The organism is Pseudomonas sp. NPDC077186 (genome assembly GCF_044543505.1).
In the GTDB taxonomy this organism is placed as follows: Bacteria; Pseudomonadota; Gammaproteobacteria; order Pseudomonadales; family Pseudomonadaceae; genus Aquipseudomonas.
In genome coordinates this window covers 1,385,589-1,399,768 of sequence record NZ_JBITWE010000001.1, presented here as the reverse complement: position 1 = coordinate 1,399,768, position 14,180 = coordinate 1,385,589, and the positions used below count along the sequence as shown (strand labels likewise).

Genomic DNA, 14,180 nt, shown 5'->3' with positions numbered 1-14,180 from the left:
TTCTCGCTAGAGACTCAGGAAGCCGTCGTACAGCCCGTAGGCGGCGATGGCGGCACCGATCAGCACGACGACGAAGATGATCTTCTCGACGCCGGTGAAGATGGGCTGCCCCAGCTCGCGCTTGGCCTTGGCGAACAGGATCGCGCCAGGGGCGTAGAGCAGGGCGGAGAGCAGCAGGTACTGCACGCCGGCGGCATACACCAGCCACACGGCGTAGAGGGTGGAGATCAGGGCGATCAGCAGGTCCTTGTTGCGCTCGCCGCCGGCGTTCTCGTAGGTCTCGCCGCGCCAGGCCAGCAGCAGCGCATAGGCGCTGGACCAGAAGTAGGGCACCAGGATCATCGAGGTGGCCAGGTACAGCAGGCTGAGGTAGGTGGAGGCGTTGAACAGGGTGACGATGAGGAACAGCTGGATCAGCCCGTTGGACAGCCACAGCGCATTGGCCGGCACCTGGTTGGCGTTCTCCTTGCGCAGGAACTCCGGCATGGTGTGGTCGCGCGCGCTGGCAAAGAGGATCTCGGCGCACAGCAGGGTCCAGGACAGCAGGGCCCCGGCCAGCGAGACGATCAGGCCGATGGAGATCAGCTGCGCGCCCCAGGGGCCGACCACCTGCTCCAGCACGCCGGCCATCGACGGGTTCTTCAGCCCGGCCAGTTGGGCCTGGGCCATGATGCCCTGGGACAGGATATTGACCAGCACCAACAGCAGCAGCACGCCGACGAAGCCGATCACCGTGGCCTTGCCGACGTCGCTGCGCTTCTCGGCGCGGGCGGAGAAGATGCTCGCGCCCTCGATGCCGATGAACACCCAGACGGTGACCAGCATCATGTTGCGCACCTGATCCATCACGCTGCCCAGCTCGGGGTTGCCGCTGCCCCAGAAGTCGCCGGTAAACACGTCCATCTTGAAGGCGATGGCGGCGATGACGATAAACAGCGCCAGCGGCAGCATCTTGGCGATGGTGGTGATGACGTTGATGAAGGCCGCTTCCTTGATCCCGCGCAGCACCAGGCAGTGCAGCAGCCACAGCAGCACCGAGGCGCAGATCACCGCCGGCAGGGTATTGCCCTCGCCGAACACCGGGAAGAAGTAACCGAGGGTGGAGAACAGCAACACCATGTAGCTGACGTTGCCGATCCAGGCGCTGATCCAGTAGCCCCAGGCCGAGGAGAAGCCCATGTAGTCGCCGAAGCCGGCCTTGGCGTAGGCATAGACCCCGCCGTCGAGCTCCGGTTTGCGGTTGGCCAGGGTCTGGAACACGAAGGCCAGGGTCAGCATGCCCACCCCGGTGATCAGCCAGCCGATCAGGGTGGCGCCGGCGCCGGCGCTGGCGGCGATGTTCTGCGGCAGGGAGAAGATCCCGCCGCCGACCATGGAGCCGACCACCAGGGCGATCAAGGCGCCCAGGCGCAGTTTCTGGGTCGAATCGGACATCTCGTTACCTCCATGTCGTGGAGCGACTAGGGTATTGAGCGCGTTTGGGTGGGCAGCCGTGCTGATCTGCGTCAATCGGGCTGCTGGGAACTGCGCAAACGCACTTTCGCGAACGCGATCAGCCGTTTTTGAAGAGCACCTGAGGGGCAGGAAGGCAGCTCTGCGCCGGGCGTTGTGCGACGTCCGACTGTTGAAACGCTAGTCAGCTTTTAGGGCAATGCAAGGACGGCGAAATGAAAATTTTTCCCAGCCAGGGCTGGCCGTGGAGAGGGGCGAGCGGGGCGGATAGCCCCGCTGCTGCACTGGCCGGGTAGGCCGGTGCTTGGGCCCGAAGCGAGCCCGGAGAGGAGGAGGCGCGACACCGGGCGGGTAGCCCACTGCAGGCAGCCGTGTCGCGCTTGGCCGCGCCAATCGGCGCGGCCGGTCAGGCGCCTTGGGAAAGCGCCTGGGAGCGGCGCTGGGCCGCTTGCGCCGCCGCTGCGACCAGGCGGCGCAGGGCCTGATCCTGTTCGAAGACGGCGATGGCGGCGGCGGTGGTACCGTTGGGCGAAGTCACCGCCGTGCGCAGTTCGACGAAATCCGCACCGGCCTGGGTCTGCAGCGAGGCCGCGCCGAAGGCGGTCTGCGCGGCCAGGGCCTTGGCCAGTTCGGGGGAAAGACCGAGGGCGATGCCGGCATCGGCCAGCGCCTCGCTGAACAGGTGGTAGTAGGCCGGGCCGCTGCCGGAGATGGCGGTGACCGCGTCCAGCAGTTCCTCGCGCTCGACCCAGCTGGCCGTGCCGACTGCGCCGAACAGGCGGCCGATCAGCTCGCGCTTGCCGCTATCCAGCTCGGCGTCGGCATACAGGCCGGTGCAGCCGGCGCCGACCAGCACCGGGGTGTTGGGCATGGCGCGCACCACCGGGCAGCGTCCGCGCAGGGCGGCGGCGAGGCTGGCGCAGGTGACGCCGGCGGCCACCGACACCAGCACGGCGTGCTGGCACAGGGCGTCGGGCAACTCGCCGAGCACCTGGCAGGCATGGCCGGGTTTGGTGGCGACCAGGATCAGATCGAAGGGCTGGGCCGGCACCCGGGTCAGCGCCGGGTAATGGGCGACGGCGGCGTCGGCCGGCGGGTGCGGGTCGACCGCGACCAGGCGCTGGACCAGGCCGGCCTCGAGCCAGGCCGCGCCGATGGCGCTGCCCATACGGCCGTAACCGATAAAGAGTGCGTTCATATAGTTCCTCGGGGCGTAGGGTGCGCCGCGCGCACCGGTGCGCACGGTGCACCCTACGTCGTTAACCGATGGTCATCAGGCTGGCGTTGCCGCCGGCCGCCGCGGTATTGACGCTCAGGGCGTGCTCGATCAGCAGGCGTTCCAGCGGGATGTCGGTCTCGCCCTTGTTCAGGCCGTGCACGCTGACGATGGCGCCCTTGCGCTGGGCGGCCAGCTGGCAGACTTCGCGCAGCTGGTCGGAGTCGCCGTGATGGAGGATGGCGTCGAACTCGGCGTCGACCGTGCTCCAGTCGGCGACTAGGGCGATGCACTTCTGCACCTCCTTGGGCAGCTCGGCGTACAGGCCGCGCTGGCTTTCCAGCCACAGTACGCGGCTGCCCACGGCCAGGGTGGCGGCCAGTTGCGCCAGCAGGTCGCCGCGCTCGTCGGCCAGGCCCAGCACGCGCTCACGCGGCAGCAGGCTGTAGCTGTTGCGCTCGCCGGTCGGGCCAGTCAGCAGGTGGCTGCTGAAGCTCTGGCTGAGGCCCAGGTACTGCTCGAACAATGCGGCAACGGCCGGCTCCTGCTTGCCCGCCCACTCGGCAAAGGCGGCGCGTGCCTTGGCCAGCTCGGCCGGCACGTCCAGCGCCTGCATGTTGTCGCCGGCCAGCTGCTGGGCCACGGCTTCCTGCGGGCGGGTCGACAGCAGGCGGTACAGGTACAGCGGGCCGCCGGCCTTGGGGCCGGTGCCGGACAGGCCTTCGCCGCCGAACGGCTGCACACCGACCACGGCACCGACCACGTTGCGGTTGACGTAGAGGTTGCCGACGCGGGCCGCGCTCACCACCTGGTTGATGGTCTCGTCGATGCGCGTGTGCACGCCGAGGGTCAGGCCGTAGCCGCTGTCGTTGATCTGCTGCAGCAGCTTGGCCAGGTCGGCGCGCTGGTAGCGCACCACGTGCAGCACCGGGCCGAAGATCTCGCGCTTGAGCTCGTCGAAGCTGTCCAGCTCGATCAGGGTCGGCACCACGAAGGTACCGCGTTTGATCTCCTCGGCCTCGAAGCGGGCGCACTGGAACACCTTGCGGCCCTTCTCGCGCAGCTTGGCGATGTGGTTGTCGATATTGTCCTTGGCCTCGGCATCGATCACCGGGCCGATATCGGTGTGCAGGCGCTCCGGCGAGCCGACGCGGTATTCGGCCATGGCGCCCTTGAGCATTGCTACCACGCGGTCGGCCACATCGGCCTGCACGCACAGCACGCGCAGGGCCGAGCAACGCTGACCGGCGCTGTCGAAGGCGGAGTTGACCACGTCCACCACCACCTGCTCGGCCAGCGCCGAGGAGTCGACGATCATGGCGTTGAGGCCGCCGGTCTCGGCGATCAGCGGAATGCTGCGGCCCTGGGCGTCCAGGCGCCCGGCGATGTTGCGCGCAAGGATGCCGGCCACTTCGGTGGAACCGGTGAACATCACCCCGCGCACGCGCTCGTCGCCCACCAGGCGCGCGCCGACGGTTTCGCCACGGCCCGGCAGCAGCTGCACGGCACCGCCGGGTACGCCGGCTTCGAGCAGGATGCGCACGGCCTGGGCGGCGATCAGCGGGGTCTGCTCGGCCGGCTTGGCCAGCACGGTGTTGCCGGCGGCCAGCGCGGCGGCCACCTGGCCGGTGAAGATCGCCAGCGGGAAGTTCCACGGGCTGATGCACACCACCGGGCCCAGCGGGCGGTGGCTGTCGTTGCCGAAGCTGCGCGCCTGGGCGGCGTAGTAGCGGAGGAAGTCCACCGCCTCGCGCACCTCGGCGATGGCGTTGGCGAAGGTCTTGCCTGATTCGCGCACCAGCAGGCCCATCAGCTGCTGCATCTCGCCTTCCATCTGGTCGGCGGCGCGCTCGAGCACGGCGGCACGCTCGGCCGGCTGGGTCGACTGCCAGATCTGCCCGCTGGCCAGGGCGCAGAGGATCGCGCTCTTGACGTCGGCCTCACTGGCCTCGTGTACGTGGCCGACCAGGTCGCGGTGGTCGGCCGGGTTGCGCAGCGGCTCGGCCGGGCCCGGGTTGGGCGTGTCGCAGCCGAGGATCGGGCCGGCGACATAGAGGTTGTTGGTCGACGACAGCAGCGCCGAGGACAGCGAGCCCAGGCGGTGCTCGTTGGCCAGGTCGATGCCCTCGGAGTTCAGCCGGGCCTCGCCGTAGAGGTCGCGCGGCAGCGGAATGCGCGGGTGCGGCAGGCCGAGGGTGCCTTCCTGGGCGGCCATCTGCTCGACCTGCTGCACCGGGTCGAGCACCAGATCCTTCAGCGCGATGCTGTGGTCGGCGATGCGGTTGACGAAGCTGGTGTTGGCGCCGTTCTCCAGCAGGCGACGCACCAGGTAGGCCAGCAGCGTCTCGTGGCTGCCGACCGGCGCGTAGATGCGGCACGGGCGGGCGTACTTGCCGTCCTTGACCGAGCCGACCACCTGCTCGTACAGCGGCTCGCCCATGCCGTGCAGGCACTGGAACTCGTACTGGCCCGGGTAGTAGTTCTGCCCGGCCAGTTGGTAGATGGCCGACAGCGAGTGGGCGTTGTGGGTGGCGAACTGCGGGTAGATGGCTTCCGGCACGGCCAGCAGCTTGCGCGCGCAGGCGACGTAGGACACGTCGGTGTACGGCTTGCGGGTGTACACCGGGTAGCCTTCCAGGCCGCCCACCTGGGCCAGCTTGATCTCGCTGTCCCAGTAGGCGCCCTTGACCAGGCGGATCATCAGGCGGTGACGGCTGCGCTTGGCCAGGTCGATGACATGGTCGATCACGTAGGGGCAGCGCTTCTGGTAGGCCTGGATGACGAAACCGATGCCGTTCCAGCCGGCCAGTTCCGGGGCGAAGCACAGGCGCTCGAGCAGATCGAGGGAGATTTCCAGGCGGTCGGCTTCTTCGGCGTCGATGTTCAGGCCGATGTCGTACTGTTTGGCCAGCTTGGTCAGGCCCAGCAGGATCGGGTACAGCTCGTCCATCACCCGGTCGTACTGGGCGCGGCTGTAGCGCGGGTGCAGCGCCGACAGCTTGATCGAGATGCCCGGGCCCTCGTAGATGCCGCGACCGTGCGAGGCCTTGCCGATGGCGTGGATGGCCTGCTCGTAGGAGGCCAGGTAGCGCTTGGCGTCTTCCTCGGTCAGCGCAGCCTCGCCGAGCATGTCGTAGGAATAGCGGAAGCCCTTGCTTTCCATGCCGCTGGCGTTGGCCAGGGCCTCGCCGATGGTCTCGCCGGTGACGAACTGCTCGCCCATCAGGCGCATGGCCATGTCCACGCCCTTGCGGATCACCGGCTCGCCGCTCTTGCCGATCAGGCGGTTGAGCGAGGACGACAGGCCTTCCTCGTTATGGGTGGCGACCAGCTTGCCGGTGATCAGCAGGCCCCAGCTGGCGGCGTTGACGAACATCGACGAGCTCTGGCCCAGGTGCTGGCTCCAGTTGCCGTTGGCGATCTTGTCGCGGATCAGCGCGTCGCGGGTGGCCTTGTCCGGGATGCGCAGCAGCGCCTCGGCCAGGCACATCAGCGCTACGCCTTCCTGCGACGACAGGGAGAACTCCTGCAGCAGGCCCTGCACCAGGCCCTGACGGCCACCGGCGCTCTTCTGGTTGCGCAGCTTCTCGGCGATGCCGAGGGCCATCTTGTTGGCCGCTTCGGCCTTGTCCTTGGGCAGACGGGCCTGTTCCAGCAGCATCGGCAGCGCCTCGGTTTCCGGGCGGCGATAGGCGGCGGTGATGGCGGCGCGCAGCACCGACTGCGGCAGGATGCTCTCGGCGAAATCGAGGAACACCTGCAGGCCCTGCTCGCTCAGTGCCTCCAGCGGCTCTTCGCCGGCGGCGGCGGCCAGGCCGGAGCGCTCGGCCGGGGTCAGGCCACCCTCGATCTGCTCCAGGTAATTGAAGATCGCCTGCTTGATCAGCCAGTGCGGGGTGCGGTCGATGGACTGTGCGGCCTGCTTCAGGCGGTCGCGGGTGGCATCGTCGAGTTTTACGCCAAGGGTGGTGGTGGCCATTTCTTGTACCTGTTGTTACGAGCGTGGCTAACGCGAAGGGGCGCAGGTTAAACCCGGTCAAGCGTATGGTGCAACTAGGTGCAACCTTTAATCTGCCTTGGCCGACGGACGTTGTTGCGTGCGTTCGAATCGCCCGCCAGATCAGGGGGCGATAGGAGGCGAACGCCTGCCGGAGCATGCTGCAGCAGGCTGCGTGGTTGGGTGCAACCCGAAGCGGGGCGTCGGGGCGCGCCGGCGGCATGGTGCTACCCATTCAAGGTAGACCCCTGGGGAGGTGGAGAGGGTTGGTGCGCGGCGCACCCGACCAACGGGAGTGCCGAGCTGGCGTGGCGGGGCCTATAGCCCGCCGAGCATCAGTTGCGCGGCCACCGCGAACATCATCGCCGCCACGCCCAGGTCGATCAGCCGCCAGGTCAGCGGTCGCGCCAGCCAGGGCGCGAGCCAGGCGGCGCCGAGGGCCAGGCTGGCGAACCACAGCAGGGACGCGCTGGCGGCGCCGGCGGCATAGGCGCCGGGCACCGGCTGCTGGGCGCCGAGCGAGCCGATCAGCAGCACGGTGTCCAGGTACACGTGCGGGTTGAGCAGGGTCACCGCCAGGGCGGCGAGCAGCACCGCGCGCAGCGAGCGCGGCTGGCCGCCCGCCGCCTTCAGCGACTGCGGGCGGGCGGCGCGCAGCAGGGCCTGGCTGCCGTACCAGAGCAGAAACGCGGCGCCGCCCCAGCGGGCGATGGCCAGCAGCGTCGGGCTCTGCGCCAGCAGCGTGGCCAGGCCGAACACCCCGGCGGCCACCAGCACGGCGTCGCAGAGGATGCACAGCGCCGCCACCGGCAGGTGATGTTCGCGGCGCAGGCTCTGCGCCAGGACGAAGGCGTTCTGCGCGCCGATGGCCATGATCAGGCCGATGGCCACCAGCAGGCCGTTGCTGTAGCTCTGCCACATCACCGGGGCTCCGGCATGCACGCCGCCGCCAGGGCGTGCAGGGTCGACAGCGCCTTCTCGGCCCGTTCGACGGGCACGAACAGGTGGTCGTGATGAACCCCGGCGATCACGTTGCAGCTGATCCCGGCCTGGGCCAGGGCGGCGGAGAAGGACGCGGTCAGGCCCACCGCCGCCAGCGAGGAGTGCACCTCGAGGGTGATCCAGGCGGCGACGTAGTCGTAGTTCAGGCCATGGGCATCGGCGACTTCGCGCGGCAGCACCAGGCTCAGGCCTTCGCCTTCGCACATGCTGGCCAGCGGCTGCAGGGCGCTGCAGTCGCGATCGGCGGCGACGCAGCAGAACACGTACTGACCGCGGTTGAGGTGCGGCGTCATGCTCTGCAGCAGGCGCGCGAGATCGGTTTCGCCGGACATGGCGGGCTCCTGAAATGGGTTGAGTGCTGGCGAGTCTGGCGGTTGTGGCGGTATAAGAGAAACCAATATTGCTGATCTCTCATTAGGTAAATCGATTGTTCGACTACAAGTTGCTCGCCGCCCTGGCGGCGGTGGTGGAGCAGGCCGGCTTCGACCGTGCGGCGCAGGTGCTGGGCCTTTCGCAGTCGGCGGTGTCGCAACGGATCAAGCTGCTCGAGGCGCGCGTCGGTCAGCCGGTGCTGGTGCGCGCCACGCCGCCGACGCCCACCGAGATCGGCCGTCGCCTGCTCAACCATGTGCAGCAGGTGCGCCTGCTCGAACGCGACCTGCAGGGCCAGGTGCCGGCGCTGGACGAGCAGGCGTTGCCCGAGCGTCTGCGCATCGCCCTCAATGCCGACAGCCTGGCGACCTGGTGGGCGGCGGCGGTGGGCGGCTTCTGCGCGCGCCAGCGGCTGCTGCTGGAGCTGGTGGTGGAGGACCAGGAGGTCGGTCTCAAGCGCATGCGCGCCGGCGAGGTGGCCGGCTGCGTGTGCGCCGCCGAGCGCCCGGTGGCCGGCGCGCGCAGCCTGGCGCTGGGGGCGATGCGCTATCGCGCGCTGGCCAGCCCGGCCTTCGTCGCCCGGCATTTTGCCGACGGGGTCACGGCCGCGGCGCTGGCGCGGGCGCCGGCCATCGTCTTCGGCCCGGACGATCAACTGCAGCACCGCTACCTGGCCGCGCTCGGCGTGGCGGGCGGCTTCGCCTACCACCTGTGCCCGTCCTCGGAAGGCTTCGTGCGCCTGACCGAGGGCGGCCTGGGCTGGGGCCTGGTGCCGGAGCTGCAGGTGCGCGACGAGCTGGCGCGCGGCGCGCTGGTGGAACTGGTGCCGGAGCGCTGCATCGACGTGCCGCTGTACTGGCATCACTGGCGCAACGGCGGCGAGCTGCTGGCCGGGCTCACCGAGCAGCTGCGCCGCGCCGCCGCCGGTGCGCTGGTGCAGTCGGCGCGCGGTCCCTAGGGTGTGCTGTGCGCACCAATTGCAAGGTGATGCGGCGGGGAAATTGGTTTGCATCGATCCTGGCGCTGGATGAAGAGCGATATCCCTCTATGGGCTGGTGCGCACGGCGCACCCTACGAGTCCATGCGCCCGAGCGGGCGGATGAGGCCTGCCGGGTCGCCGTTCTGGCCGCCGCCGACAGCGCGCAGGCGGCGTGGCGCTGCTAGAGTGCGGCGGATAGAACAACGACGGGGGAGTGGCGATGAAGATTCTGGTCACCGGCGCGAGCGGTTTCATCGGCGGGCGTTTCGCCCGCTTCGCCCTGGAGCAGGGCCTGGCGGTGCGGGTCAACGGCCGCCGCGCCGAGGGCGTGCAGCACCTGATCAAGCGCGGCGCGGAGTTCGTCCAGGGCGATCTCGGCGACGCCGAGCTGGCCCAGGCGCTGTGCCGCGACGTCGAGGCGGTGGTGCACTGCGCCGGCGCGGTGGGGGTGTGGGGCGACTACGCGCATTTCCACCAGGCCAACGTGACGGTCACCGAGAACGTCATCGAGGCCAGCCTGAAGCAGAAGGTGCGGCGCCTGGTGCACCTGTCGTCGCCGTCGATCTATTTCGATGGAAAATCTCATGTCGATGTTCGCGAGGAGCAGCTGCCCAAGCGCTTCTCCGATCACTACGGCAAGACCAAGTACCTGGCCGAGCAGCAGGTGTTCGCCGCCCAGGAGTTCGGCCTCGAGGTGATCGCCCTGCGCCCGCGCTTCGTCACCGGCGCCGGCGACACCAGCATCTTCCCGCGGCTGATCGGCATGCAGCGCAAGGGCCGCCTGGCGATCATCGGCAACGGCCTGAACAAGGTCGACTTCACCAATGTGCACAACCTCAACGACGCCCTGTTCAGCGCCCTGCTGGCCGCCGGCCCGGCGCTGGGCCAGGTGTACAACATCAGCAACGGCGCGCCGGTGCCGCTGTGGGACGTGGTCAATTACGTACTGCGCCGCCTGGAACTGCCGCCGGTGACCCGCCATGTGCCTTACCCGCTGGCCTACACCGCCGCCTGTCTCAACGAGGGGCTGTGCAAGCTGCTGCCGGGGCGCCCGGAGCCGAGTCTGCTGCGTCTCGGCGTGGCGGTGATGGCCAGGGACTTCTCGCTGAATATCGACCGCGCCCGCGAATTTCTCGACTATGAGCCCAAGGCCAGCCTGTGGGATGCGCTCGACGAGTTCTGCACCTGGTGGCAGGTGCAGTCGCGCGCCTGATCAGGCGTGTGGGAGCGGCTTCAGCCGCGAACGGCCTTGAGCACGGCTGATAGGGCGCGGCCAGGCGGAGTGTCGCCTGCCAACCACTCAGGCATAGACGCGCTGGCCGCGATAGATGCGCACCGAGCCGCCGGGCGTCGCCTGCGGCAGCGCCACGCTGGCCAGCGGCTTGGCGGCGGGCGTCGGCGGGCGCTGGTCGGCGAGTTCGGCCAGGCGCTGGCCGAGCCGACGGGTTTCTTCGTCGCTCGACTGCAGGCAGCCGCCGAGCATGGCGATCACCGCATCGCTCTGGCTCAGGCGGATATCCAGGGCCAGTTCGTCGCGCAGCCGGCGACGCAAGGCTTGCATGCAGTCCAATAGCGCTTTGTTCAGTTCCATGCCGCTTCCCCCAGGTTGGTTGAAGGGTCACCCCTGGCCTCGTCCTGACGCCTGGGTGACCGGGCCGGGCGTATTCCCTCGCCTGGCTGCCCATCGCCCGCAGCCTGTGCCGCGGAGCACGAGCGCCTTCTCGGTCGCCCGTCGCTGAACTCGAAAGATCCTCAGCAAACTGCGTACCAGTTCAAAAAACGCGGAACCACGGGGCTGGCGGCGGGTCGATGAGGCTGTCGCGCCCTTCGTCGGTGCGCCGCGCACCTGCTTGGCGCGGCGCTGATCGGCCATCGGCGAATCGGTATACTGCGCGGCACTTTCGTTTACCCCGTTCCAGACAAAGGTCCGACCATGCGCAACGATGCCCACGACGAGCTCGATCACCTGCCCAGCCTGACGCCCGGGCGCCGCGAGGAATTCGCCGAGCCCCAGGACGAGCCGGCCCCGCGCCCGCAGCGCGCGGCGGCCGCCCCGGCGGCGGGCAAAGGCGCCAGCACCGGCCCGCTGTGGGCGCTGGTCGGCGCGCTGAGCATCGCCCTGGCCGGCCTCGGCTGGTGGAGCCTGCAGCAGATCGGCCTGATGGAGCAGCGCCTGGTGGCGACCCAGGAAAGCTTCGCCCGTATCAGCGAGGAGGCCGCCGGGCGCATCCAGGACATCTCCGGCAAGGTGGTGGCCACCGAATCGAATGTCACCAGCGGCAGCGAGGCGCTCAAGCTGCAGGTCAAGCAGCTGGAGAATCGCCTGGCCGAGCTGGGCAAGCAGCAGCAACAGGCCGCCAGCGCGCAGGCCGCATTGGACAAGCGCCTCGAGCAGCTGGGTAACGAGCTGAAAAGCGGCCTGGGCGCCAGCGCCGCCTTCGACAAGCGCCTGCAGGCGCTGAGCAGCGAGCAGGCCGCGCTGAAGAGCGCGCAGGGCGAGGCCAAGGCGGCGCAGGCCGAGCTGGCCAAGCTCGATGGCCGGATCAAGAGCCTGAGCGGCGAGATCGACAGGCTGAAGCAGCAGGGCAACCCGGCCCAGGCCATCCAGGGCCTGGAGCAGGACCTGCTGGTGCTGCGCAGCGAGCTGGACAGCCGCCCGGCCGCCAGCGCCGGCCCCAACACCGCCGAGTTCGACGCCTTCCGCGCGCAGATGACGCGCAACATCAACACCCTGCAGAGCCAGGTGATCAACCTGCAGCAGCAGCTCGACGCGCGCTGAGTGCGACTCGCTGATAAACGAACGCCCCGCATTGCGGGGCGTTCGTTTAATGGTCGCGGCTAAAGCCCCTCCCACAGGCGCTGTGGGTGTCGTGGGCGGCGCTTCAGCGGCGAGTTTCGTTGCCGGGCTTACAGCCGCGGATAGTCGATATAGCCCACCGGGCCGGCGCTGTAGAAAGTCTGCGGCTGCGGTTCGTTGAGCGGCGCGTCCTGCTGCAGGCGGGCCGGCAGGTCCGGGTTGGCGATAAAGGGGACGCCGAAGGCCACCGCATCGGCCTTGCCCTCGGCCAGCCAGGCGTTGGCCTGATCCTTGGTGAAGCGCTCGTTGGCGATGAAGACGCCGCCGAAGGCTTCCTTCAGGCGCGGCGACAGGCTGTCGTCGGCTTCCTGCTCGCGGGCGCAGATAAAGGCAATGCCGCGCTTGCCCAGCTCGCGGGCGACATAGGTGAAGGTCTCGGCGCGGTCGGCGTCGCCCATGTCGTGGGAGTCGGCGCGCGGCGACAGGTGCACGCCGACGCGGCCGGCGCCCCACACCTCGATGGCGGCATCGGTGACTTCCAGCAGCAGACGCGCGCGGTTCTCCAGGCTGCCGCCGTAGCGGTCGCTGCGGCGGTTGGTGCTGCTCTGCAGGAACTGGTCGAGCAGGTAGCCGTTGGCGCCGTGGATCTCCACGCCGTCGAAACCGGCGGCCTTGGCGTTCTCCGCGCCCTGGCGGTAGGCCTCGACGATGTCGGCGATTTCCTCGGTTTCCAGCGCGCGCGGGGTGACGAACTCCTTGATCGGGCGCACCAGGCTGACGTGGCCAGCCGGCTTGATCGCGCTCGGCGCCACCGGCAGCTCGCCGTTCAGGTAGATCGGGTCGGAGATGCGCCCGACATGCCACAGCTGCAGGACGATCTTGCCGCCGTTGGCGTGCACCGCCTTGGTCACGTTGCTCCAGCCGCGGATCTGCGCCTCCGACCAGATGCCGGGGGTGTTCGGGTAGCCGACGCCCATCGGCGTGACCGCGGTGGCCTCGCTGATGATCAGCCCGGCCGAGGCGCGCTGCACGTAGTACTCGGCCATCAGCGCGTTGGGCACGCGGCCTTGGTCTGCGCGGGTGCGGGTCAGCGGCGCCATGATGATGCGGTTGTTCAGGGCGAGGTCGCCGATCTGGATCGGGTCGAAGAGCGTGGGCATGGTGAATCCTCCGTGGGGAGCGATTGGGAGAAGGACGTTCAGAGTTGCTGGCCGAGGCGTTCGACGAAGGCCTGGATGGTCGCCTCGTTGCGCGTGAAGAAGTGCCACTGGCCGACCTTGCGGCTGCTCACCAGGCCGGCGCGCTGCAGGGTGGCCAGGTGCGCCGACACGGTGGACTGCGACAGCCCGCAGCGCTGGTCGATCTTGCCGGCGCACACGCCGAACTGCAGCGGATGCTCCTGATCGGCGAAGTGGCGCTCGGGCTCCTTCAGCCAGTGCAGGATGTCGCGCCGCACCGGGTGGGCGAGGGCTTTGATGATGGCGTCGAGGTCGAGGTGCATGGCGTGGGTTCGCGGTATCGGCATGGGGCGAACCTTATATCGGCCGGTGGCGATATACAGATCGTTTGTGCCGATAGCCGTTATCGACGGCTTCGATTCTGCGAGGCGGCCGGTTAAGCTCGGCGCATGAACTACCTGGCCCATCTGCACCTCGGCGGCGCTGCGCCGCCGCAACTGCTCGGCAGCCTCTACGGCGATTTCGTCAAGGGGCCGCTGGGCGGGCAGTGGCCGGCCGACATCGAGGCGGCCATCCGCCTGCACCGGCGCATCGACGCCTTTACCGACAGCCACCCGCTGCAGGCGCGTGCGCGGGCGCGCTTTCCCGCCGCGCGGCGGCGCACGGCCGGCATGCTGCTGGACCTGTTCTTCGACCACTGCCTGGCGCGCGACTGGGCCGACTACGCCGAACAGCCGCTGGACGCCTTTACCGCGCGGGTGTACCGGGTGCTGGCCGACGAGCCCCTGCTGCCCGGGCGCCTGGCGCTGATCGCGCCGCGCATGGCGGCGCAGGACTGGCTCGGCAGCTACCGCGAGTTCGCGGTGCTGGAGCAGGTGATCGCCGGCATGCAGCGACGCCTGTCGCGACCGCAGCTGCTCGATGGCAGCCTGGGCGAGCTGGAGCGCCTGTACCAGCCGCTGAGCGAGGATTTCCGCGCCTTCTACCCCGAGCTGATGGCGTTCGCCCGAGGCGAGTTGCGCCGCGACGGGGGCATGGATTCGCGCTAGGCGTAGGAGCCGGCTTGCCGGCGATCAGGTGGTGAACGCATCGCCGGCAAGCCGGCGCCTACAGGGAGCGCGGCGGGGCTCCGATTCCCGAATTACGCCTGCTCGACGTAGCCCGGATGCAATCCGGGGATGACCGGT

At 69.2% G+C, this 14,180-nt stretch carries 12 protein-coding genes; 4 read left to right on the top strand and 8 right to left on the bottom strand.

Translation table 11 applies throughout. From position 1 onward, the window contains the following. Positions 1-6 precede the first annotated feature (6 nt). The 5 genes from arcD to ACIGKL_RS06570 form a co-directional block, all read right to left on the bottom strand. Positions 7-1,434, bottom strand: coding sequence for an arginine-ornithine antiporter (gene arcD / locus ACIGKL_RS06590; RefSeq protein ID WP_397485885.1), 1,428 nt, complete (start codon positions 1,432-1,434; stop codon positions 7-9). A 424-nt stretch (positions 1,435-1,858) separates the two neighbouring features. Beyond that, positions 1,859-2,650 (bottom strand): pyrroline-5-carboxylate reductase, encoded by a 792-nt coding sequence (gene proC, locus ACIGKL_RS06585; RefSeq protein WP_397485884.1) that lies wholly within the window; start codon positions 2,648-2,650, stop codon positions 1,859-1,861. 61 nt (positions 2,651-2,711) lie between these two features. Further along, on the bottom strand, positions 2,712-6,647 hold the full coding sequence (gene putA, locus ACIGKL_RS06580) for a trifunctional transcriptional regulator/proline dehydrogenase/L-glutamate gamma-semialdehyde dehydrogenase (protein ID WP_397485883.1): 3,936 nt from the start codon (positions 6,645-6,647) through the stop codon (positions 2,712-2,714). Between the two features lie 336 nt (positions 6,648-6,983). Further along, the gene (locus ACIGKL_RS06575; RefSeq protein WP_397485882.1) at positions 6,984-7,586 is read right to left on the bottom strand and encodes a LysE/ArgO family amino acid transporter; all 603 of its coding nucleotides are present in this window, start codon (positions 7,584-7,586) and stop codon (positions 6,984-6,986) included. Continuing rightward, positions 7,586-7,999: an ACT domain-containing protein gene (locus ACIGKL_RS06570; RefSeq protein ID WP_397485881.1), complete on the bottom strand. Its 414-nt coding sequence runs from the start codon at positions 7,997-7,999 to the stop codon at positions 7,586-7,588. Before ACIGKL_RS06570 ends, ACIGKL_RS06575 begins: the two co-directional genes overlap by 1 nt. A gap of 95 nt (positions 8,000-8,094) precedes the next feature. On the opposite strand from ACIGKL_RS06570, the gene ACIGKL_RS06565 reads away from it, so the two are divergent. After that, positions 8,095-8,997: a LysR family transcriptional regulator ArgP gene (locus tag ACIGKL_RS06565; protein ID WP_397485880.1), complete on the top strand. Its 903-nt coding sequence runs from the start codon at positions 8,095-8,097 to the stop codon at positions 8,995-8,997. A 241-nt stretch (positions 8,998-9,238) separates the two neighbouring features. Beyond that, a complete protein-coding gene (locus ACIGKL_RS06560) occupies positions 9,239-10,231 on the top strand; it encodes an NAD-dependent epimerase/dehydratase family protein (RefSeq protein WP_397485879.1) in 993 nt (330 codons plus the stop codon). Positions 10,232-10,318: 87 nt separating this feature from the next. On the opposite strand, the gene ACIGKL_RS06555 is transcribed toward ACIGKL_RS06560, so the two are convergent. After that, positions 10,319-10,609 carry a hypothetical protein gene (locus tag ACIGKL_RS06555; protein WP_397485878.1) on the bottom strand — a complete coding sequence of 97 codons (291 nt, stop codon included), beginning with the start codon at positions 10,607-10,609 and terminating at the stop codon, positions 10,319-10,321. Between the two features lie 342 nt (positions 10,610-10,951). Here ACIGKL_RS06555 and ACIGKL_RS06550 point away from each other — a divergent pair, with 342 nt between their 5' ends. Beyond that, on the top strand, positions 10,952-11,797 hold the full coding sequence (locus tag ACIGKL_RS06550) for an ATPase (protein ID WP_397485877.1): 846 nt from the start codon (positions 10,952-10,954) through the stop codon (positions 11,795-11,797). A gap of 128 nt (positions 11,798-11,925) precedes the next feature. Here the strand turns inward: ACIGKL_RS06550 and ACIGKL_RS06545 are convergent, their stop codons facing one another. Together ACIGKL_RS06545 and ACIGKL_RS06540 are read right to left on the bottom strand one after the other, a co-directional pair. Next, a complete protein-coding gene (locus tag ACIGKL_RS06545) occupies positions 11,926-12,975 on the bottom strand; it encodes an alkene reductase (RefSeq protein ID WP_397485876.1) in 1,050 nt (349 codons plus the stop codon). Between the two features lie 38 nt (positions 12,976-13,013). After that, positions 13,014-13,316, bottom strand: a complete 303-nt coding sequence (locus ACIGKL_RS06540; RefSeq protein WP_397486260.1) for an ArsR/SmtB family transcription factor — start codon at positions 13,314-13,316, stop codon at positions 13,014-13,016. A 126-nt stretch (positions 13,317-13,442) separates the two neighbouring features. On the opposite strand from ACIGKL_RS06540, the gene ACIGKL_RS06535 reads away from it, so the two are divergent. After that, positions 13,443-14,042, top strand: a complete 600-nt coding sequence (locus ACIGKL_RS06535; RefSeq protein WP_397485875.1) for an ACP phosphodiesterase — start codon at positions 13,443-13,445, stop codon at positions 14,040-14,042. Positions 14,043-14,180 lie beyond the last annotated feature (138 nt).